15 protein-coding genes are annotated in these 22382 nt (G+C 41.9%); 8 read left to right on the top strand and 7 right to left on the bottom strand.

Annotated features, from left to right (window positions below):
• Positions 1–324: 324 nt before the first annotated feature.
• From V7L31_RS17610 to V7L31_RS17600, 3 genes are all read right to left on the bottom strand, one after another.
• Positions 325–579, bottom strand: coding sequence for a hypothetical protein (locus V7L31_RS17610; RefSeq protein WP_334697430.1), 255 nt, complete (start codon positions 577–579; stop codon positions 325–327).
• A gap of 58 nt (positions 580–637) precedes the next feature.
• Positions 638–862, bottom strand: coding sequence for a heterocyst-inhibiting protein PatX (patX, locus tag V7L31_RS17605; RefSeq protein ID WP_334697429.1), 225 nt, complete (start codon positions 860–862; stop codon positions 638–640).
• A 107-nt stretch (positions 863–969) separates the two neighbouring features.
• Positions 970–2739, bottom strand: coding sequence for an FAD-dependent oxidoreductase (locus V7L31_RS17600; RefSeq protein ID WP_334697428.1), 1770 nt, complete (start codon positions 2737–2739; stop codon positions 970–972).
• Positions 2740–3183: 444 nt separating this feature from the next.
• On the opposite strand from V7L31_RS17600, the gene V7L31_RS17595 reads away from it, so the two are divergent.
• From V7L31_RS17595 to hetR, 6 genes are all read left to right on the top strand, one after another.
• Entirely contained in the window at positions 3184–6429 is a 3246-nt protein-coding gene (locus V7L31_RS17595) for an efflux RND transporter permease subunit (RefSeq protein ID WP_334697427.1), read from the top strand.
• A gap of 102 nt (positions 6430–6531) precedes the next feature.
• Complete coding sequence (locus tag V7L31_RS17590) at positions 6532–7965, top strand: efflux RND transporter periplasmic adaptor subunit (RefSeq protein ID WP_334697426.1); 1434 nt, start codon at positions 6532–6534, stop codon at positions 7963–7965.
• 227 nt (positions 7966–8192) lie between these two features.
• Positions 8193–9239, top strand: a complete 1047-nt coding sequence (locus V7L31_RS17585; protein ID WP_334697522.1) for a zinc-dependent dehydrogenase — start codon at positions 8193–8195, stop codon at positions 9237–9239.
• 133 nt (positions 9240–9372) lie between these two features.
• Positions 9373–10689, top strand: coding sequence for an inorganic phosphate transporter (locus V7L31_RS17580; RefSeq protein ID WP_334697425.1), 1317 nt, complete (start codon positions 9373–9375; stop codon positions 10687–10689).
• A gap of 660 nt (positions 10690–11349) precedes the next feature.
• Positions 11350–13605, top strand: a complete 2256-nt coding sequence (locus V7L31_RS17575; RefSeq protein ID WP_334697424.1) for an EamA family transporter — start codon at positions 11350–11352, stop codon at positions 13603–13605.
• Between the two features lie 2309 nt (positions 13606–15914).
• Positions 15915–16814, top strand: a complete 900-nt coding sequence (hetR, locus tag V7L31_RS17570) for a heterocyst differentiation master regulator HetR (RefSeq protein ID WP_179065514.1) — start codon at positions 15915–15917, stop codon at positions 16812–16814.
• Between the two features lie 88 nt (positions 16815–16902).
• Here the strand turns inward: hetR and V7L31_RS17565 are convergent, their stop codons facing one another.
• Complete coding sequence (locus V7L31_RS17565; protein WP_334697423.1) at positions 16903–17577, bottom strand: hypothetical protein; 675 nt, start codon at positions 17575–17577, stop codon at positions 16903–16905.
• 461 nt (positions 17578–18038) lie between these two features.
• Here V7L31_RS17565 and rpsD point away from each other — a divergent pair, with 461 nt between their 5' ends.
• Positions 18039–18647 carry a 30S ribosomal protein S4 gene (gene rpsD / locus V7L31_RS17560; RefSeq protein WP_012408407.1) on the top strand — a complete coding sequence of 203 codons (609 nt, stop codon included), beginning with the start codon at positions 18039–18041 and terminating at the stop codon, positions 18645–18647.
• A 59-nt stretch (positions 18648–18706) separates the two neighbouring features.
• On the opposite strand, the gene moaA is transcribed toward rpsD, so the two are convergent.
• Positions 18707–19693 carry a GTP 3',8-cyclase MoaA gene (moaA, locus tag V7L31_RS17555; RefSeq protein ID WP_334697422.1) on the bottom strand — a complete coding sequence of 329 codons (987 nt, stop codon included), beginning with the start codon at positions 19691–19693 and terminating at the stop codon, positions 18707–18709.
• 413 nt (positions 19694–20106) lie between these two features.
• Between moaA and V7L31_RS17550 the strand changes: the two genes are divergently transcribed.
• Positions 20107–21138 carry a hypothetical protein gene (locus V7L31_RS17550; RefSeq protein WP_292719938.1) on the top strand — a complete coding sequence of 344 codons (1032 nt, stop codon included), beginning with the start codon at positions 20107–20109 and terminating at the stop codon, positions 21136–21138.
• Between the two features lie 197 nt (positions 21139–21335).
• On the opposite strand, the gene V7L31_RS17545 is transcribed toward V7L31_RS17550, so the two are convergent.
• Entirely contained in the window at positions 21336–22079 is a 744-nt protein-coding gene (locus tag V7L31_RS17545; protein ID WP_334697421.1) for a Uma2 family endonuclease, read from the bottom strand.
• Positions 22080–22190: 111 nt separating this feature from the next.
• Complete coding sequence (locus V7L31_RS17540) at positions 22191–22367, bottom strand: hypothetical protein (protein ID WP_334697420.1); 177 nt, start codon at positions 22365–22367, stop codon at positions 22191–22193.
• Between the last annotated feature and the right edge of the window lie 15 nt (positions 22368–22382).

The following is a 22382-nucleotide window of genomic DNA, read 5'->3' as shown; positions in this document are numbered from 1 at the left end:
GTCGGCAGCCATCTGCGAGAAGATGGAACCAGGTGCAAGAGTACGGTCAAAAATAGTAAGATTCGCTGTCAAGGGCAATAAACCTATACTACTTGTGCGAATCTATGCTCTAGATTAGCTCAGATGCAACGAAAAAGATTTTATGCTTCGGCAAAGGACGCCAAACAAACGCCAAAGCGAAGATCAATTATTTCCTGACGTAGATAACCAGCTACTCAATGTATGAGAAGAAAATCTATTGGGGAATAAAGTGAAGTTGCCTTAAGACTGTTTCCTCAACAAGCAAAATGCCTGAATTGGATGTGCTTTAGATTAACTGATAGCCTAGTAGCATCTATATCTACCGTTGAGGATTAAGACGCAAAGCTTCCCAGAAATATGAGCAACAGTTGTGTAGCTTTTGAGGAGTTGGTAATGCTGTTGATCAAGGCACTGAATTTGATTTGCGTTTTGATCGGCAGGATTGATGCCAACTATATATATAAAGCTTGCAGTTGAAATACTAAGCGATCGCTGAAGATTTCTGTGTGTCAACTGTATATATTTTTGCCAGAAAAGCTGTGTGAAAGATGTTAGCATAACGTCCTGTTTTCTGGTAATTCTGTTCCTTTGGGAAAAGAGGCATTACCTACATTAGTCAAACCACAGCATAGATATTTCTGAGTTTTTGTGTCACTTCCCTACGCCCACTACCGCGATGCCGTGGCACATCATCTGTACTTTGTTCAGATGCTAGCAGCCAGTGTTCCGAAGCAGGCGTGGAAGACAGCCCTGTTGATAAGTGATTGACCATTGCTTGGCGGTTAAAAGCTAAGGGGCCGAACACCAGACTCGATATTAAAAGTGAAATGGCAGCACGCATAGCAAATGTCTATTTTGGAACTCTCCACTTCACTGATACTTAGCTTTTTGATTAATATCCGGACAATTCATCAAAAAGTATTCTGTTTTACTGAAAATAAACTCCTCTTACCCTTCGTTTAAATGTTCGACTAATAACCAATTACCAGAGGGATTGTAACGACCCCACAATGTAACTAATTGTTCGTCGGGATAAGCGCGTAATTGCTCGTCAATGTGCGATCGCAAAGTCACAAGCTGCCAGCTTTGCCCTTGATATGTGGCTGGTGCTGTGACAGTGAATCTGTATTCCTGCTGTGACAAGCGGTAAAAAATGCCTGTGAAACAGTTACTTTCCTGAATTAATGCTTTGTCAAAAGCAGAGTCAGGGCAATCGCCACTAACTGGATAGGCTTGTGGGTTATCTAAGTAATACAGTTGCCAGTGCCGCCAATCCGAATGATTGGGGGGAAGATTAAACAAAGGAATAATTAGCGCTTTTGAGCGATTATCTTCTAATAAAGCCGTTTGCAGCTTTCTAATAGGTAAATCCCTCGGCTGGCAGTTTAATTCAACACATATCGCCGCCGCCATCCCTGCTGCTTGGCCAATTCCCATAACCACAGGTTGTAATCTGGTAGCGCCATTGGCAATGTGGGAGACAGAAATATTCTTCTCACAGACCAAGAAACCATCGGTTGTAGCTGGAATTAAACAACTGTAGGGAATTGTAAAAGGAGTTCCAGTCCAACGTCCTCCCCAGCGGATCGATTTAGGTTGCAGTGGGAATTGAACACCAGGATAATGATGGTCATTGGCGTAGTTACCAACTGCGATTGCTTCGCAAACGCCAAGGGCGATCGCATCATTAAATATAGATGCAACTCTACCTTTTGCGATCGGCAAAATATCCTGTTCGCGGACAGTACTTAGCCCCACTAAGCGGCGGCTTTCCCGATAATAAGGATGCAGTGCAAAAGCTGTAGGAGTGTGAGTAAATACTTTTTCTGCTAAACCATAGCGACGACCAAGCTGTTTTTGGATAAAATGAGCAAAATTTTGGCTGTGCCAGCGAGATTCTTGGATGAATTCACCTCTGGATACATCTGACTCTATCAACCTCCCTACCCCTTCGCCGTAGTCATTGCCACAGATTGGCCAATTCATCATAAATAGGCCACCAGGCAAACGTCCATAATTTAAAAATGTCTCTGCTCCATAGCTATCCCAAGCACCTGTAAACTGGGATGGATTATAGTTAGGTGCGATCGGAATCTCTGGGGCAACGGCTTCACCAAAGTCCTGCATAATGACTACATAAGTGGGCACTTGCACAGGATATCTTTGGGTTAAAGAGTTAAAAGTCACTGGGGCGCTGGGTTCTCCCCACTCCGATTGCAATTCCCAACCCCAGCGGTAAGGTATTTCAGCTAAAGCCAATAAATCTCCTAATTCTGTGCCATCGAGAATAACCTTGGCTGTGACAGCAAAATCAGCAAAGCGCACACCAGTAATCGAATCACCTTGTCGGAAGACTTCTAAAGGTACTTGTCCCGAAATCCAGTGCAAATTGGGCAATTCCTGCACCCAATCGGCAAAAATCTCTGCCCCAATTCGGGGATCGTAACTAAAAAAGCTTACCCAGCTGTTATCTAATCCTCCCGACTGTCGTTGTCGCAATTCTTGCAAAAACGCACCCCATAACCCCGTTTGAAAGGCTTCTAATTCATTGCCATCGGGTGCAGATACACCAGCCGAAGTAAGCATTCCCCCTAACCAAGGAAATTCGCTCACCAAAATGGTTTTGGCTCCCCGTCGCGCCGCTTGGATAGCAGCCGCAGTCCCTCCAGTTCCTCCACCAACAATTAAGACATCAGCTGTATATGTCTGATGAACCATGACCAAATCCTCTACCAGGGTTAGCTATCTAGCTGATTTCGGTTGATCCTTGGCTCTACTTTTATCAGCTGAGTTTATAATTCACCTCTAGAAATCAGCTTTTGTCAAGTTTAAGAAGACTTTTCTAAGCACTAAAGTGCTGACTACAAACTCTGAAAATGTACTACCGCAATTACGTATGAAATATTACACATTTGCCTTGTTGAGGTACAAGGGTCTTGCATTTTACACATCTGTATGCAAAGATAATTTTACATAAAATACTGTAAATCTATCGAGTTACCGGGATAATTGAGGCTTAATGCTTTTAAATCTAGCTGATTGCAAATGAAGGCATTCAGCAGGTATTCATTTGGCAATGAATAACTAAAATCTAAATAATTTACTTGAATGTAAATCACACTAACAAACTGAAGAAGAAAGAATAATTTAGACTAAAAAACAATGTGGATTGTTAAACTTGCTCTTCGTCGCCCCTATACATTTGTAATTACTTCCATACTTATTTTTGTTTTAGGAGTAGTTACTATTACGCGCATGGCAACGGACATTTTTCCAGAAATTAATATTCCCGTTGTCAGTGTAATTTGGTCTTATAGTGGTGTCTCACCAGAAGAAATGGAACAGCGGATCGTTACAGCGAGCGAACGCTCTTTTACAACCACTGTTAATGATATTGAACACATCGAATCGCAATCACTCAATGGTGTTAGCGTCATTAAAGTTTTTTTCCAACCAGGAGCAAAAATTGAAGCAGCAGTAGCTCAACTTACCTCTAATACCCAAACAATTCTTCGAGGTTTACCTCCAGGAATTACACCTCCTTTAATTGTTCGCTACAATGCCTCTAATGTGCCAATTCTTCAGCTAAGTGTTAGCAGCACATCACTATCAGAGCAAGAACTTTACGATAACGGTAATAATTTTCTGCGGACTCAGCTAGCGACTGTTCAAGGTGCATCTGTACCGTTGCCTTATGGAGGTAAACCTCGGCAAATCATGGTAGATATTGACCCGCAGGCTCTATTTGCCAAAGGTCTTTCAGCTACAGATGTCACAACCGCAATCACCGCCCAAAATCTGATTTTACCTGGGGGAAATGCCAAATTAGGCGATCGCGAGTACAGTGTTCGACTCAATAGTAGTCCCCAAGTCTTAGATGCGTTAAACAATTTACCCATTAAACAGATTAATAGCACTGTAATTTATATACGTGATGTTGCCCAAGTCCATGATGGCTTTGCAGTGCAGAATAATATTGTTCGTCGAGATGGACGACGGTCTAGTTTATTAACTATTCTCAAAAGTGGTAGTGCTTCAACTTTAGATGTTGTTGCTAGAGTCAAAGAAAGACTACCAAAAATTCAAGCCACATTACCCAAAGAATTAGATTTAGAAATCTTATTTGACCAATCTATATTTGTTAAAGCTTCCATCCACGGAGTATTGACCGAAGGATTGATTGCAGCTTGTTTAACTGCCGCCATGATTTTACTATTCTTAGGTAGTTGGCGCAGCACTTTAATTGTGGCAATTTCCATTCCTTTATCAATTCTTTGTTCTATTATTGTTCTGCGATTGATCGGACAAACTCTGAATATTATGACCTTGGGAGGTCTATCTCTAGCAGTTGGAATTTTAGTTGATGATGCCACAGTAGAAATTGAAAATATTCATCGTAACTTGGGACAAGGAAAACCTCTGCAACAAGCTATTTTAGATGGCGCACAACAAATAGCTGTTCCGGCTTTCGTTTCAACCTTGGCAATCTGTATTGTTTTTATCCCAATCGTCTTTTTAACAGGAGTAGCTCAATCGCTATTTATGCCTTTGGGGATGGCGGTTGTTTTTGCGATGCTTGCCTCCTATCTACTGTCGCGGACAGTAGTACCAATGTTGGCAAAGTTTCTGCTTGGAAAGGAACTACATCTTTATACTGAACATGAAAATTTAGGTAATAACGGTAATGGTCATGTGTCTGAACCGGTTTCTAAAAAAGATATTTTCTGGCGGATTCATGAGCAGTTTAACCGCCAATTTGAGAAATTTCGCCAAACCTATCGAAATACTTTAGCCAAAGCTCTAAATCATCGGGGTGTAGTTTTTGCGATGTTTGGTGCTTTTTGGGTAAGCGCCTTAGTTTTACTACCTTTTGTTGGTCAAGACTTTTTCCCTCAAGTAGATGCAGGTCAGTTTCGGCTGCACGTCCGCGCTCCCGCGGGAACACGACTTGAAAAGACAGAACAGATTTTTAGTCAAGTTGAAAATGAGATTCGTCGGGTTATTCCTGAGCAAGAATTAGAAATTATTCTTGACAATATTGGTTTACCTGTAGGTGGAGTCAACCTGGCTTTTAGTGACACAGCAACCATCGGCGCTGGTGATGGAGAAATTCTTGTCGGTCTTAAAGAAGGTAAACATCATTCTACTTGGCAATATGTTAGACAACTACGCCAAACATTAACCGCCCAATTTCCTGAATTAACCTTCTTTTTCCAACCTGCGGATATAGTAACTCAAATTCTCAATTTCGGTTTACCAGCCCCTATTGATATTCAGGTCATAGGCCCAGCTAAAAATCGTCGAGATAACTACAAAATTGCCCAAAAAATCAAAACTCAAATATCTCAAATTCCGGGAGCAGTTGATGTTCATTTACATCAAGTTGTTGATGCCCCAGACCTACGTATTAATGTAGATCGTTCTCAAGCACAACGTAACGGTTTAACTCAACGAGATGTGGCCAATAACCTACTCACATCATTAAGTTCTAGTGGTCAAACATCACCCAATTTTTGGCTCGATCCTATCAAAGGAGTCAGTTATCCAATAGCAGTACAAGTTCCCCAATACAAACTTAACTCACTAGAAAAAATTCAGAATACTCCTATTGCTAACGGTTCTAGCTCGTCACAACTTTTAAGCAATATTGCTATTGCTAAACGTGGCAAAGCTCCTGCTGTTGTTAATCATTACAACGTACAGCCTGTATTTAACATTTACGCCAATGTTCAAGGTCGTGATTTAGGTGGTGTAGCCAGCGATATTTATAAAATAGTTGGACAATTTCAGCAGAAGTTACCGCGTGGAACCTCAATTATAGTGAAAGGTCAAGTAGAAACGATGAATTCATCTTTTCTAGGATTAGAAGTAGGATTAATATTTGCTATTGGATTAGTTTATTGCTTAATAGTAGTCAATTTTCAATCTTGGATTGATCCATTCATTATTATGATGGCACTACCAAATGCTTTAGCAGGAATTGTCTGGATACTATTTGTGACTAACACGACTTTTAGCGTACCTTCTTTGATGGGTGCAATTATGAGTATTGGGGTTGCTACTGCTAATAGTATTTTGCTTGTCACCTTTGCTAATGAGCAACGCCTAATAGGAGAAAAAGCTGTTTCTGCTGCTTTATCTGCTGGTTATACCCGTTTGCGTCCAGTATTAATGACTGCTGCGGCCATGATTATGGGGATGTTACCAATGTCTCTTGGTTTAGGAGAAGGTGGTGAACAAAATGCTCCTTTAGGACGTGCTGTAATTGGTGGATTATTAGCAGCAACAGTGGCAACTTTAATTTTTGTACCTGTAATTTATAGTATTTTGCGCCGAAAACAACCCCAAAATTTAGAGTTGGAGGAAGAACTATCCTCTACTATCAAATTAACTGTAGCTAATCGGTAAATTATTAGTGAATAATTAGATCCCCGACTTCTTAGAGAAGTCGGGGATCTGAAAGAAACTTAGATTTTCATAAATCAACAAATCAAATAGAAATTTTGTAGTATGGATACTCAAGAAAACACCCAAGTTGATAATTCTGATCTTACATCAATCGCAGCAACGACAAAAAAAAGTCGTTTCGCTTCTATCACCATTATTGCTACGACTACTTTAGTTGTTACTGGACTTTTAGCACTTGGTATTATACCTCGTTTACAAAAGCAATCAGAATTAAATGCTTTCGCTAAATCTACAACAAAAAAAGTCTCTTCAGTCAATGTAGTTAAACCAAAAGTTGCTGCTAATTTCACCGAATTAGTTCTACCTAGTAGTATTCAAGCCAGCCAAGAAACCACAATTTATGCTCGTACCAGTGGCTATTTACAAAAGAAATTTGTAGATATTGGCGAACGTGTAAATAAGGGACAGCTACTCGCTATAATTGATGCCCCGGAAACTGACCAAGATATACAGCAAGCTCGTGCAGAATTGGCAAAATCTGAGGCAAATCTGGCTCAGGTTCAGGCAGATTTAGCACAAAAACAAAGTAATCTTTCTCAAACAAAAGCTAACTTAAAAGCTAGACAAGCAGAATTAGCCGAAGCACGTACTAATCTAGAACTAGCACGTCAAACTTGGCAACGTTGGGAATTACTTCAAAAGCAGGGAGCCGTGACGACACAAGCTGCTGATGAACGTAAAACTGCTTTTAATGCCAGTCAAGCTAATGTAGATACTTTAATCGCGCGCGTCAATTCAGATCAAGAAAGTGTAAATACTGCTCTTGCAGCTATTAATTCCCAAAAAGCTAACATTAATGCGTTTATCGCAAGCAAGAGTGTTAGTAAATCAGATTTACAACGGATAACTTCTTTACAAACATTCAAACAAATTGTTGCTCCTTTTGCAGGTGTAATTACTGCTCGCAATATAGATACGGGAGCTTTAATTTCTGCGGGTAGCAATAGTAACAGTGGAAATTCTTGGTTATTTAAAATTGCTCAGACGAATAATTTACGCATCCAAATTAATGTTCCCCAGGCTTTTGTGCAATCAATTCACCCTGGACAAACTGCGCTTGTTCGTGTTCGTGAGCTACCGAAAAAATCTTTTGCTGGTAAAGTTATTCGGACTGCTGATGTCTTAGATGCTACTTCTAATACTCTTTTAACTGAAATTGAAGTACAGAATTCAGACAATGTGTTGCGTCCTGGGATGTATGCTGAAGTGACTTTTAAGGCTGAACGTGCCAACCCACCTTTATTAGTACCAGCTAATACCTTAGTGATTAATGCAGATGGTATACAAGTAGCCACTGTGACGAAGGAAAAGAAAGTTAAGTACCAAAAAGTAGAGCTTGGACGAGATTATGGTACTGAAGTTGAAGTTGTTTCTGGTTTAAGCCCTAATGTGAGGTTAATTACTAATCCTACGGATGCTCTCCAAGATGGGAAATCGGTTCAGGTACTTGCATCCAAGCATAAAACTAAGAATTGAATTTTGAACTTGGAGCGTTCTGTAGAGATGCGCTTTGCGAATGGGAAAGCAAGGTGACTACGTAAGAGCTAATGGAATAACGTAGATGCTTTGGCTTGCCGCAGGCTACCACAGAGGCATGGAGGACACGGAGAAATCAGAGCTTGAGGGATATTTTGCGTAAGCCCTATAGCTTAACGTTGACCACTAATGTTACATCTAGTATCGTTGAGCGGGGAAAAACCAACGTGAAAGCACAGGTATTTAGAGGCGTTAATCAACTTTCTTACGAAGATATCCCAGTTCCAACTGTGGAACCAGATGAGGTGCTGGTACAGGTGCGGGTTGTGGGGTTGTGTCAGTCAGATATTAAAAAAATTCGTTATCCGCTGTATGAACCGCCGCGCATTTTTGGGCATGAAACTGCCGGCACGATCGCAGCATTAGGCAATAATGTCAAAGGTTGGCAAGTTGGACAACGGGTAGCGGTGATGCACCACATCCCCTGTATGCGTTGCGCCTACTGCCTAAATGATAATTTCTCAATGTGTGATGTTTACAAAAACATCTCCACAACCGCAGGCTTTAACGCCAGTGGCGGCGGTTTTGCTGATTATGTCAAGGTTCCTGGACATATTGTGGAAAATGGTGGGTTGATTCCCATCCCGGATAACATCAGTTTTGAAGAAGCGAGTTTTGTAGAACCAACTAACTGCTGTTTGAAGGCGGTGAGAAAAGCTCAAATTGCTCCAGGACAAACTGTGTTAGTTACTGGTGCTGGGCCAATTGGGTTAATGTTTATCATGTTGGTGAAGTATTTCGGAGCAAAAGCGATCGCTACTGATTTACTACCCTCTAGAATTGATAAAGCCTTGAGTGTCGGTGCAGAAGCGGCTTTTGATGCGCGCGATCCCGATTTAACAGCAAAAATCCATGCGCTAACTGGTGGAATGGGTGTTGATGTTACTTTGCTGGCTGTTCCTAGTGATAAAGCTTTCTTCCAAGCACTTGATAATACCCGCAAAGGCGGTAAAATCTTGTTTTTTGCAGAATTCCCTGATGAGGTGGAAATTCCCATTAATCCGAATGTCCTCTATCGTCGGGAAATTGACTTGATCGGTAGTTACAGTTCCTCTTATCGGCTTCAGAATCTATCAGCCGATATTGTGTTTAATCAGCGAATTGATGTGAAAGCGTTGATTAGCGATCGCTATCCATTAAAAGATTTATCAGCAGCGGTGGAGCAAGCGATCACACCTACACCGGATACTTATAAAATCTTAATTTACCCGTAAAAGGAAATTTCTCATCTCCCGATACGGTTCGGTTAAGCCAAGAGACGCGATAAATCGCCGTCTCTACAATCTAGAGCTTGTCAAAAAAAACCTTATCCGAACCGTATTGTCTTATCTCCCTCATCTCCCCAAAATGCTTATTACCCTACTTTTCGTCGCTCTACTAGCTTTCTACGTTGCTTGGAATCTCGGAGCAAACGATGTCGCTAACGCGATGGGAACCTCTGTAGGTTCCAAGGCTGTCACCCTCAAACAGGCACTAATAATTGCTGGTATATTAGAGTTTACGGGTGCTGTGTTGTTTGGACATGAGGTAACGGAAACTCTAGCAACGAAAATTGCTAATCCCGCCTTATTCGCAGCTACACCCCAAATATTCGTTGTTGGAATGGTAACGGTACTAATATCCTGTGGTGTGTGGTTGCAAATTGCCACATCACGCGGTTTACCTGTATCCTCTTCTCATGCGGTTGTTGGTGCGATCGCCGGATTTAGTTGGGTAGCTTTGGGAGTAAATGCAATTGATTGGGCATCAATTGGCTTAATTAGCATTGGCTGGGTTTTAACGCCATTAATTAGCGGTGCGATCGCTGCTTTATTTTACAGTCAAACCAAGCACTGGATTTTGGATCAACCCAATCAAGTAGTCCAGTTACAAGAATGGATTCCCTGGCTGAGTACTCTGCTGCTAGGTGTATTCGGTGTGATTGTATTACCATCGCTAACTGAACCGCTAACCAATTTTGTAATTGAGCAAGTTGGTTTTACAATCCCTTCTCATGACATCCCCCTATTAACCGGTGCAGTAGCAGTAGTAGGACTCACAATCATTAGTTGGCGACAGTTAGGGGAGACGGGGGGAAGCGGATTGGAAGAAAAATTTTTACCCCCGACTCAGGAATTACCATCAATCCAAAATCCAAAATCTAAAATCCAAAATCCCGTTGAGGGCATATTCGCCCGATTCCAATTACTAAGTGCTTGCTTTGTCGCTTTTGCTCATGGTTCTAATGATGTGGGAAATGCTATCGCTCCTTTAGCTGCGATCGTTTACATCAATCGCACTGGTAGCGTACCTACCGATGGTATAACTATCCCCCTTTGGATTTTAATTCTTGGTGGTGCTGGTATTGTTGGTGGTTTAGCTGTCTGGGGAAAAAAAGTCATTGCTACCATTGGTGAAAACATTATTGCCTTGCAACCCAGTAGTGGATTTTGTGCCGAACTGGCAACTGCTATTACCATCCTCATTGCTTCTCGGCTAGGTTTACCAGTCTCCACCTCCCACGCTCTCGTCGGTGGTGTCGTTGGTATTGGATTAGTGCAAAATCTCAACTCGATTAAGTTTCAAACTCTAAAAGGTATTGCCGCCGCTTGGCTAATTACAATCCCCGTAAGTGCTGCCCTTAGCGCTGCCATCTTTAGCATTGCCCGAATTTTATTTTTCTAAGAATTATTAATATTTTTCTAACTTTTTCCTTTACTGAAATTTACTCAAAGCAAAACCTAGACTGCAAAAACGCCAAAAAACCTGTTTTTGCAGAATTGCTGCTCATTCATTAGAATGTTGTGCAGGGGATAGCGTAACTTTGAATTTCCACAGAAAGATACTTTAATCTCCATTTAGAGATATAAACTGTCACACAAGTTACATTCCAGACAAATTTACAGCTAGTTTCGCAAGTCAGACAATTTTGCGCCTACGCACAGGCATTTGGAAATCTTGACGAGTATTATTGGCAGCAAAATAATAAATATTTATTTGGAGTGAGATTTCTTTAAAAGTAAAAATCTCACTGGTAAATAATTGATGACAATAAAACTGAGCAAAAACAAACAAAGTCTCTGTTCAAGCGACTCCCAGCCGTAGCGATCAATCCCAAATCGAATGGTTAAATACTTGTTAATGGCGAAGAGAACACGCTGTAGTAAGCTGTGAAGCAAACTTGATGCTTTGCTAACTTGTGTCTAGTATGACAGAATTGCGTTGAAATGCGGAAGTGCTGTTAAAATTTTTAATTTATCTGACAAAATACAGGAAATTAGGATGACCGCCAATAAAGTGTACCGAAAGCAGCTTTATCGTCAAGGTGTTAGAGGTTAGAAGCTAATGGGGCGATTCGAGAAGCAACCAGAAAACCCAAGAATCAGAGGTGAGCTATCCAGAGCAGCAGAAAATGCGCTTTGGGCTGTAGTTGAAGACTTAGAAAATCTTCAACAGAATGTCCTCAGAGGCTTGCAGGAAGACGTAAAGCGGCTTCAGTCAGAAAAAAATCGGTTATCTGATGAAATTCAAAGCTTAGTAGAGGAAAAAGAGCATTTACAACAAGTGCGCCAAATCACTGAGCAGCAAGTATTAATTCGGCAACTGGCAGAAGTTCTGGCAAAGCATATATCTTCACAACTGCAATCCTCTCTGACAACTTTAGCTAGCCAAAACATAGAGGGCAAATCTTACGAACAAGCTGCGCTGAAGTCTGCTGAAGTGAGCAACAATGTAGTAGGTGAAATCAATGCAAAAGTCGAACACATGTTTGACAGTTTGGATGACACCGTTACTGTTACCTTTAATTCGCTACAACAGGAATTGAAGAACTATCAAAGTAATCTTTCCCAGCAGTTGTCACGGATGTATAGCCAGCAGCAGCAAGGAGAAACGATTTTAACGGAATTTGTTAATCGCCTGCATGGAGAACTAGAAAAAACTATAGAAGAAACTTCACGTAAACCAGCAACAGGAGGTATACCTACTGTTTTGCAGTTTACGGAGCCAGAAAAAAACAGTTCTGTTGAAACATCACTGCCAGAGTTTGAGCAAGTAGTAAGAAATTCCCTTGAGCCAATTTCCCCGATCCCCAATCAATTTTCACCAAGGGAAACGACATCAGAGCCGCTGTCTATTACAGAAAAAGTTGCAAATCCAATTTCTGTACCTAGTAAGGATTTGTCAGAAAGGGAAACAACAACAGAGCCACTATCTATTACAGAAAAAGTTGCAAATCCAATTTCTGTACCTAGTAAGGATTTGTCAGAAAGGGAAACGACATCAGAATCTACTGCTGCTGTAGTTCCACCACCACAAGACAATGCTACCGAACCAATTTCTGTCCTCAATCAGGAATCGCCAGAAGACGAAACGCTACCAGTGCCCCCGCTGCCATCTGTGCTACAGCCGAGAATAATTCGGCCTTCGCAAAAGCTAAATATTACTGAACCAATTTCTGTCCTTCGCAAAAACGAATCGCAGAGCAAAGCTAAATCCTCATCAACGACTGCGCTAGAACCACCGCCAGAAGAAAAACCCCCACAATCGCGATCGCTTAATTCCTCTGGCTTATCGACACTGCAAATCGGTTTCTTCTTAATTGTCTCATCGGTAGTGATATCGTCGCTTTACAACGTAGCCATCAAGGTAATTTTCCACGAAGGTTCCCAGATTTTTGGGGTATTAGAGGTAGAACAGTTGCTACCGCCGACTTTGGGCAATACTCTGTTAATTTTGACGCTCCGATTTATGGTAGTTGTACCACTGATGGTACTTTTGTCTCCGATATTGCACCCAAGATTGTGGCAAGACTTGGAAAACTTGGCCGCTTCAGTCCGAGGAAATTCCACGCCTGCTAATGCAGCTACCAAGCAGATTTTGATATTGTCCATTGTGAGTGGATGCTTTTTGTTTTTGTCTCAGGTGCTAATCTACATTGCGATCGCTCAAGTACCCACCGGAATGGCGATCGCCCTGTTCTTTATCTATCCGATGGTTAGCGGTCTATTGTCGTGGTTTCTGTTTCGCGATCGCCCCACTCTATTCCGCATCGCGGCGATCGCGGCAATTTGCTGCGGCGAATTGTTGGTTTTAGCGGGTTCTCCCAGCATCGGTATCGGTAATAGTTCAATGGGAAGCAGTACCGCCATTATTTCGGGTGTGGCTTTTGCTGCCTACATAATTTTGACGCGAGTCTGTGCCAGCAAACTCCATCCCGTGACTTTTACTTTAATTAACTTCACTACCATGTTGTTATTGAGCTTTATCTGCTTGATGCTACCCTTGCCAAGCAATTGGAATTTGGTAGTAGTTGACCCCTCTAAAATGCTGGAACTAGTTTTAAGCGCGTTTATTTTGGGTGTGCTAACTCTTGCCGGCTATTTGCTCAACAATATTGGTATTGGTAAACTAGGAGCCTCGCGATCGGCGCTCATCGGTGGTAGCATCCCAGTTTTAACCGTGATTTTAGCTGGGTTAATCATTCAAGAAAATTTGGATATTGTGCAAATTCTGGGAGTGTTATTTGTAACCTTTGGCGCAGCTGCTTTCAGCTTTGAAACAATGCGAAATCAGGTTAAACCCTCTAATCCCACGAATTAAATGGCGAGTTTAATCAGCTTAAGTGTGATGGGAGCTACTTCACCTCCCATTCACTCAGGATCGGTTTTGAAGCTAATGCACCCACTTGTAACTTTTATAAATCAAATATCCCCGACTTGTCGGAGAAGTCGGGGATTTAAGTTTTCACCAATGATTATTCTGACTGTTGTACTTGTATAGGTGCAGATATAAACTTAGGGACTGACAAATCAAAATATCCAATTACAGCAAATTGGAATCAAACGTGCCACAAATAAAAGCAATACTGGGCTTTGTTTTATGATTTATTTTTGTAGCGGGTTTGATCAAAAACTGCTGTAACTCTTGTGGGGTGGGCATCTTGCCCGCCCAGTCCATAAGGTGAACAAGATCCACTCCACAATATTTGGATAATTTATTTCTTGGAGTTCTCTTAATCAAAAAACCTCTCCCTGGTTTTACTACGCAAAACCGTCCCTCTCCGACTCGGAGAGGGACAGACTTGAACTTTAGTTCAAGGCAGGGAGAGGTTCGTCGAACTCACGTTAAATAGATTAGGACTAACATTTCACGAAATTCGCGATCCAAATAATTGCTCTCTAATTCTTTCCCCTCTGCTCCCTTTTGCCTATTGATATTAACCTGAAAGTAGAATTGTATTACATGAAGTTACATTTGTAGGGACAATTCCTGTAGACGCAAAGTAGCTTCCTACAGGATATTGTCTCTACTCTAAAAGCAATCTTTTCGGCTATTGTTTGCGTAAGTCCCATAGATAAATGAGCAGTAATCAGAATAACTTGACTTGTAATAAATTTTTAGGAATTTAGCCTGATACAGGTAGGGAAAACACGTATATGTAAGCAGTATGAGTAGTACTGACTCCAGCTATTGAGTACGAGTACTTGCTCAGAAGGAGATTTGCAAGGAGTCAACACCATTGATCGCATTTTGGAACTAGTAGATCCAGAAGTAGCAGAAATGTTTAAAATGAACTGTTTTTTAAACCTGGAGATGCCATTGAAATAAACGATATTTCTATACTACTAAAACCCCTGTGAGTAATGCGAAATTAAAAGTTTCTCATTTCTCTGCTCTTGTGTTTGGTGAAATGGTATCTTTATTTCTGTCGTTCTTTACTAGTTAATGCGGTCTGCGATTGCCCAAATACCCAATAAAAAGCTTATCCTGCTTTTCTAGCAACAAACATCTACGTAATTAAAGTCTCTCAAATATATAAAATAGCGAGGTAAAAACACACTTAGAAGTAGACAATGAATTAGTTAAATCATGAAAATTTAAAATTCTTTCATGAAAAAAATATAAATTCATTGAGAAAAAGTTTCTAAATAATCATCTTATGGAATCCAAGATGTTTTATTATATGTATGACTAGTAACTAATCTTTCGGTTCCTAGCACGAGCAACAAAACCCTGTGGCTACGCGATTCAGTCGAAATTAATCGCAGCTTTTTGTGTCATATTATTCGTAGAAAAAGATAGATAGGACTTAAATTTAGGAGGAAGAATGAAAATATCATCAAACCTTGATTTAGTCAGAATAGAAAGTATTTAAATAGTGTCCTTTATGCAATCCCGAACACACGATTTTATTCCGAAAGCAAAAAATAGTGATATGATGAGGAACAATATTTGAAAAACAACAGGTATTTTGAAATTGGAATTATTTGCTCTACTTGATGTCTATTATTTTCCTTCAAACCAACAGATGATAATGCCGAGACATCACTGGAGGTTGTGAACGGTATGATAGTTCACAAAGAGCTATGTAGCTCAACCTCTAAATATGGCTACACCTGGTAAGCGATTTATTTTTAGACCACTCCCAATTATTTCTAGTAACCTATGTACTACAAATAATTCGCCAAAGCTGAAAAATCCATCTTTTACTAGTAACAGATATCCCAGATAAACTGCACAAACTAGTTTTTACTCCGAGTCGGCATAGTGCCATAATTAGGTGTAAGCTGTTTGAGATTGTTACTCTTAAAAGACGAAAAAAATCCAGAAAACTGAAAAGCTTTGTAGATTAATTGCAACATAGTTGACTTTTGGGAGATAAACCGCCGTTAAGCTTGATTTGGTGGTATCTGTAATTTTCCGGTTAGATGCAGAGACAGTTATAGTCACAACTACCGAATCTGCTTTTCTACCAGAAAATATGCGAAAATTGTAGTTTGTGCTACCACCGATATCATCGTTATCGCATACTAATATAATCTGAAGTAAAGACAGCCTTCAGCCAGGTGTATACTACTTATTTTCACTCGATTAAAAATTTGTAAACGTGCTATTCAATTGTCTGTAATATGAGTAACGACATAGATCTGATCAAACGTCTTGGCCCCAGTGCGATGGATCAGATCATGCTTTATCTGGCTTTTAGTGCCATGCGGACGAGTGGGCACAGGCATGGGGCATTCTTAGACGCAGCCGCAACAGCAGCAAAGTGTGCAATTTACATGACCTATCTAGAGCAGGGACAAAACCTGCGAATGACAGGGCATCTGCATCACTTAGAGCCGAAACGAGTAAAAATTATTGTAGAAGAAGTCAGACAGGCATTAACAGAAGGCAAGCTGTTAAAAATGCTGGGTTCTGATGAACCCCGCTATCTGATTCAATTACCTTACGTCTGGCTAGAAAAATATCCTTGGCAACCGGGGCGATCGCGCGTTCCTGGTAGCAGTCTGACAAGCGAAGAAAAAAGACAGATAGAGCAGAAACTACCAAGTAATCTACCTGATGCTCAGTTAGTTAGCTCCTTTGAGTTTCTGGATCTGATCGAGTTTTTGCACAAGCGATCGCAAGAAGACTTACCACTCGAACACCAAATGCCTTTAAGTGAAGCTTTGGGTGAGCATATCAAGCGCCGTCTGCTTTACTCAGGAACAGTAACACGCATTGATTCTCCTTGGGGAATGCCCTTCTACGCACTTACCCGTCTTTCTTACACCCCAGCAGACGATCAAGAACGCACTAACATCCTGGTAGAAGATACCGCTCGGTATTTTCGTATGATGAAAAATTGGGCAGAACGGCAACGAAACGCCATGCGCTTACTGGAAGAACTTGATATCCTCCCAGAAAAAATGGAGCAGGCTATGGAAGAATTAGATGAAGTTATCCGTGCCTGGGCAGATAAATATCACCAAGATGGCGGGATTGCAGTCATTTTACAAACAGTTTTTGGCGAAAGAGAAGACTAGTGCAATGTAGCGGAAGTTTGTCTGTCTTTAACAAGGGGCTTAAGCCCCTTGTTTAGTATCGCCTCAATCAATTACAAAAGACTGTAATTTAATTAGTGCGCGGCTGCGTTGGTACAATCGGTTGTGATGGTATAACCGGTTGTGTTGGCACAACTGGTTGCGTTGGAAATGGCGTAGTCTCGATACTCGGACTTGACCCCGCAGGACTTAGAGTCGCAGGTATAGATGAAGATGAAGCGCCAAGAACGCTGTCACTAGCATCGATACAAGTATCTAACACCTGGGTCGGGGGAAGGTCGATTTTACTACGCAACCCAACCACACACTGACCAAAACGCACAGGTAACAAACTACGACCACAGTAATTTAAAGCTTCTGGATTAACTGCTTCTTTAGTAATTGAGCTAACACCGACTACACAAGTAGCTAACTCCTCAGGACGGCGGGCCTTTCCACAAGAAGAAAGCGCATCTGTCGCGGCAATTTGGGTCTGTTTCTCAATTTTAACCACGCAAGCAGCCAAATCCCTGGGACGCAGTGCCTTTGCACAAGCTGGGGATGCCGCTTCTCCCGTGACACCCACACTCAAAAGTCCAGCGGCACAGACACTATAATCATTAGTGTAAGAGGCAGCAACAGCCACATTAGGCAAGATTGTTGTCAACCATCCAGCTACAGCCAAAACTGGTACTATTAAAATCCTAGAGGTGGAATTGCTTTGTTTGTTCTTAGCTTTATTAACCACTTTTTTGCTCATTGACATTGCCAATTCTCCAAACACCCAAAGTTATGCTAACTCAAATCTCTTAAAAATCCTCTGTAATCTAAGAATTTCGGCGGTAGTAAAGTATAGACATAATTAATTATGTCGAAAATTGTGTTAATATAACTGTTTGAAAGATAAGTAGGCAACGTAAAAAGTATTTCAGAGTAAGAATACTGCGTAAACCAATCTGATGATTGAGTAGCCTACGAAACTAAATAAACACAAAAAACTTATTGGCAGGAGTACGGCGGGGCACGTCGGAATTCAAGCTTGGATGCTAGTACGTCGGCTTTACCGACTTAAACAACTGGCGCAAAAAAGATGCCTCTACATTGGTAGGATACGTCATACCAAGGCAAGCAGTCTCAAAAAACCAAGAATCCCCTGATTTTTAATCGGTGGAATGTCAAAATGGAATGTCTGAGTAAAGTTTAAACAGGATTAGATTAAGGAAACTCATGTCCCGATATAGAGGGCCACGCCTCAGAATTGTCCGTCGCTTGGGCGACTTACCAGGATTAACTCGTAAAAGCGCCAGACGCGCTTACCCACCTGGTCAACATGGTCAGAACCGCAAAAAGCGCTCTGAGTATGCCATCCGTTTAGAAGAAAAGCAAAAGCTCCGCTTCAACTACGGTTTGACTGAAAAGCAATTGCTCCGCTATGTACGGAAAGCCAGACGGGTTACTGGTTCTACCGGACAAGTGCTACTGCAATTGCTAGAAATGCGCTTGGATAATACCGTTTTCCGCTTGGGTATAGCCCCGACTATCCCCGCAGCTCGTCAATTGGTAAATCATGGTCACGTAACTGTTAACGGTCGTGTGGTGAATATTGCCAGCTACCAATGCCGTCCTGGTGAAGTAATTGCAGTTAGGGATCGGGCACAATCTAGGAAGTTGGTGGAAGCTAACTTGCAATATCCCGGTTTGGCAAACCTCCCCAGTCATTTGGAGTTTGACAAAAATAAGTTGGTTGGTAAAGTCAACAGCGTTATTGAGCGCGAATGGGTGGCATTACAAGTTAATGAACTACTTGTGGTGGAATACTACTCACGACAAGCGTAATAGTCATTTGTCTTTAGTCATTTGTCCCTAGTTATTTGCAAAGGACAAATGACCAATGACTAACCACCAATTTGCGACATGGTGCGAGTATATGTACCTGTAACGCCAGAATCACGCCCTTTAAAGTTAATTTCTGACTTGATTCCGAGTAAATGTCTGACCTGTTCTTGTAATTGAGCGGTGCTGACACCAGAACGTAGGGCAGTTTTTAAATCTATTTGACCAGTTTCATTTAATAAACAGGGACGCAGCCAGCCATCGGCACTCAGGCGCATCCGGTTACAACGATCGCAAAAACATTCCGACATCTGACTAATAAATCCTAGTGTCCCCTTCGCACCAGGAATTTGAAAGACATCAGCAGGGCCAGCGCCACGAACTTGAGATTCTGTCAAGCCCCAGCGATCGCGAATGCGTTCTCGTAAATCGGCTGAAGATACCCAACCGCGATCGCCAAATAAATGCACATTACCAATAGGCATAAACTCAATAAATCGAACGTGCCACTGTTTATCAATTGTCAGGGCGGCTAAATCCAGAACTTCGTGGTCATTAACACCAGGAATCACCACTACATTTAGCTTCAGGGGGTCGAATCCGACTTGATGGGCAGCCTGAATTCCCTGCCAAACTTGTCGCCAACGAGAACGCCCCTGATTACCAATAATTTGATCAAAAATGTCGGGATCAAGAGAGTCCAGACTAATATTAATTCGTCGCAAGCCAGCATTGTAGAGGTTTTGTGCCATCGGAGCCAGCAAAAAACCGTTGGTAGTCATTGAGATATCTTGAGTTTGGGGGAGAGTTGCGATCGCACCGACTAAATCCACCACACGCGGACGCAATAAGGGTTCACCCCCAGTCAAACGAAACCGATTAAAGCCGACTGGAATAAATACTTCTTGAATTAAGGTGAGTAGTTCTTCATCACTCAATAACTGTTGCTTAAGAATATAGTCCAGTTCTACTCCCTCTGGCATACAGTACTGACAACGAAAATTGCAGCGATCGATTAAGCTAATGCGGAGGTAATCTACCTGGTTCATCGTTTTATTTTTATAAGAAGAATTCAGAACTCAGGAGTCAGAATTCAGTATGAATTTTGTAGGAGTGGGTAATGAATATTGGTTAAAACCGTACAACTCTTAGAGACGCTACCGCGTGTAGCAAGATCCCCGTAGGAGTACGTCCCGCTACGCGCTTTCGCCCCTGCTGGGCGAAAAAAATTAAAATATTCTCGCCTTAAAACTCTATCCCTTTATGGATAGAGAATTCTGAATTCTGAATTCTGAATTCTGACTCCTGTTTTATTGTCTCTGATCAATTAAAGACTTTACAAAGGTGGTTTACCCCTTCTTACTATATTTGTTGTAACTCAAAATACCGTACTCCCCCTTAAGTATGAGTCCACAGATTGTGGCATAATAAGCCGATCGCATCCACTAGTTAGTCATCAATCGTGCAAGACACCGACTCCATTAATGACCTTGCTGCTGCCCTACTACAGCCAGCCGATATCAGCTTTGAACTGCCCGATCCAGAAGATGAACAGATTCTAGAGTCAGATTTTCAACAGCAGCTAGAAATAGCTTGGCAGGTATGCGATCGCTTTGATTTGCAAACTGAAATCTGGCGGGGAAGAATTTTACGGGCGATCCGCGACAGAGAAAAAGTGGGTGGTGACGGACGCGGTACTGGCTTTCTGCGATGGCTAAAAGAGCGGGAAATCAGCAAAAGTCAAGCTTATGCTTGGATTCAATTGGCGAATAGTGCCGATACTCTGATTGAAGACGGTAAACTTGACCCCGGTTCTGTGAACAATTTCAGCAAACGGGCATTTGTTGAAACCTCTAAAGCATCCCCAGAAGTGCAACAGATGGTGAGTGAAGCCGCCCAAAAAGGCGATCGCATCACTAGGCGCGAAGTCCGTCAACTCAGCGATGAATGGACAGCCATGTCCTCAGATTTATTACCAGAAGCAGTTAAAGAAAAAGCCGCAGATAACACCCTTCCCCCGCGCTACATTGCCCCTCTGGTGAAGGAAATGGAAAAACTGCCAGAATCGCATCAAAAGTTTATTCAAAAGGAAATAGCTGCCAATCCCGATGTAGATACCTTGAAACAGGTAACTACCGAAGCGCGTAACTTGGCGAAATATCTCAAAGGGGCGGCTCAAGTTCAAGCGCTGACGAAGGAAGATGTTGATATTGAAACAGCCTTAGAAGAAGCGCAAAGAGTCGGCTGTTTGAGCATTGCTGCTGATTTGGTCAATCAAGCATCACAAATTGAACAAACGATCGCAAAATTGTACATGACTTGGAAACGCATCGGTAATTTAGCAGATCGATTATATGTAGATACTGGCGCAAGTACACCCAACTTGCGATCGCTCCTCACTTGCTTAGAACCTCTGGGTGGTGAAATCATGGAATTGCAACTTAGTGGTGCGACTGAACACACTATTCGTTTGCAAATTCAGGAGACCAGTTAGGGCAATACTGTTCGGTTAAGACAAGAGACGCAATGAATCGCCGTCTTTACTATACTCAGTGCTGTTAGCGGTAGCGGGGCATTTAGCCCGTGCTGAGTAAGAAGAGGAGTACCCAGTACTTTCGCACTTGGGTTTTTGCCCTGCCCCTTGTGGGCGGTCTTTCAACTCAGCACTCAGCACTCGTCACTCAGCACTCTTCATAAGATATCTGGATTTTCCCCTAGTTCTCTTAATCTAGCCGCTAAACGAGCCGCCTGTGCAACTGCGGCTTCTGTCTGTATAGCTGCGGCTTTTGCTTGTGCAATTGCAGCTTCTTCTGGTAACAAAACCAAATTGCCAGCCACATCGTAAAACCGCAACCATATTGCCGTTTCTCTATCTATTGTTCCCTCAATTGTCCCCAACCATAAACCTAAACGCTTAGACCATAGCCATCCGCGATCGTTTGGGGTCAAAGGCTGATACTGCTGGTTATCATCTAAATGCCACCCTTGCAAAGAATTAGGATCAAAGGGATCGTAAACAAAATAATCTGAGGTACGGAAAGTTTGCTCGTAAAGATTTTTCTTAATACCCTTGTCTATTGCTGCCGTAGATGGTGACATTAATTCTACGATGACATCAGGATAACGACCATTTTCTTCCCAGACTACCCAGCCTTGTCTTGAGTTATTGCCGTCAACGTTTAGCACTGCAAAGAAATCTGGGCCTCGGAAATCACGGTTACGAACTTGGGTACTGCTGTAGTAAATAAACATATTGCCCCCAGTGAAGAAATCATTGCGGTCAGCCCAAGCTTGTTGCAATGACCGAATCAACACATTCATAGCAATGCGGTGGCGATTTGATTCCAAGGGTTCACCATCATCAAAAATTAAATCTGTAGGTGGCATGGGGGGTTCCCAGTCCACAATGGCTGCTGGATTTGTCTCAGTAGTCATGAGCGATCGCCTTTCTCAGAAAGCCTTAGATTTCTATCATAATCTGCTGAGAGCTTCCTGAATTAAGGCGCACAGATGGAGAAGAATTCAGGAGTCAGAATTCAGAATACTCTAGCCATGAAGGGATACAGTTTTAACTTGTTGTTTAAAATTCAATCCTAGTTTCGCCCACAAGGGGCGAAAGCGCGTAGCGGGACGTACCCCTACGGGGATCTTGCTACGCGGTAGCGTCTCTAAGAGTTGTACGATTTTAGACCAATATTCATTACCCAGTCGTACAGAATTCATACTGTTAGCGGATAG

Origin of the sequence: Nostoc sp. (assembly GCF_036916655.1) — a bacterium.
Taxonomy (GTDB): Bacteria; Cyanobacteriota; Cyanobacteriia; order Cyanobacteriales; family Nostocaceae; genus Nostoc.
This window is presented reverse-complemented; position numbering and strand designations above follow the sequence as displayed.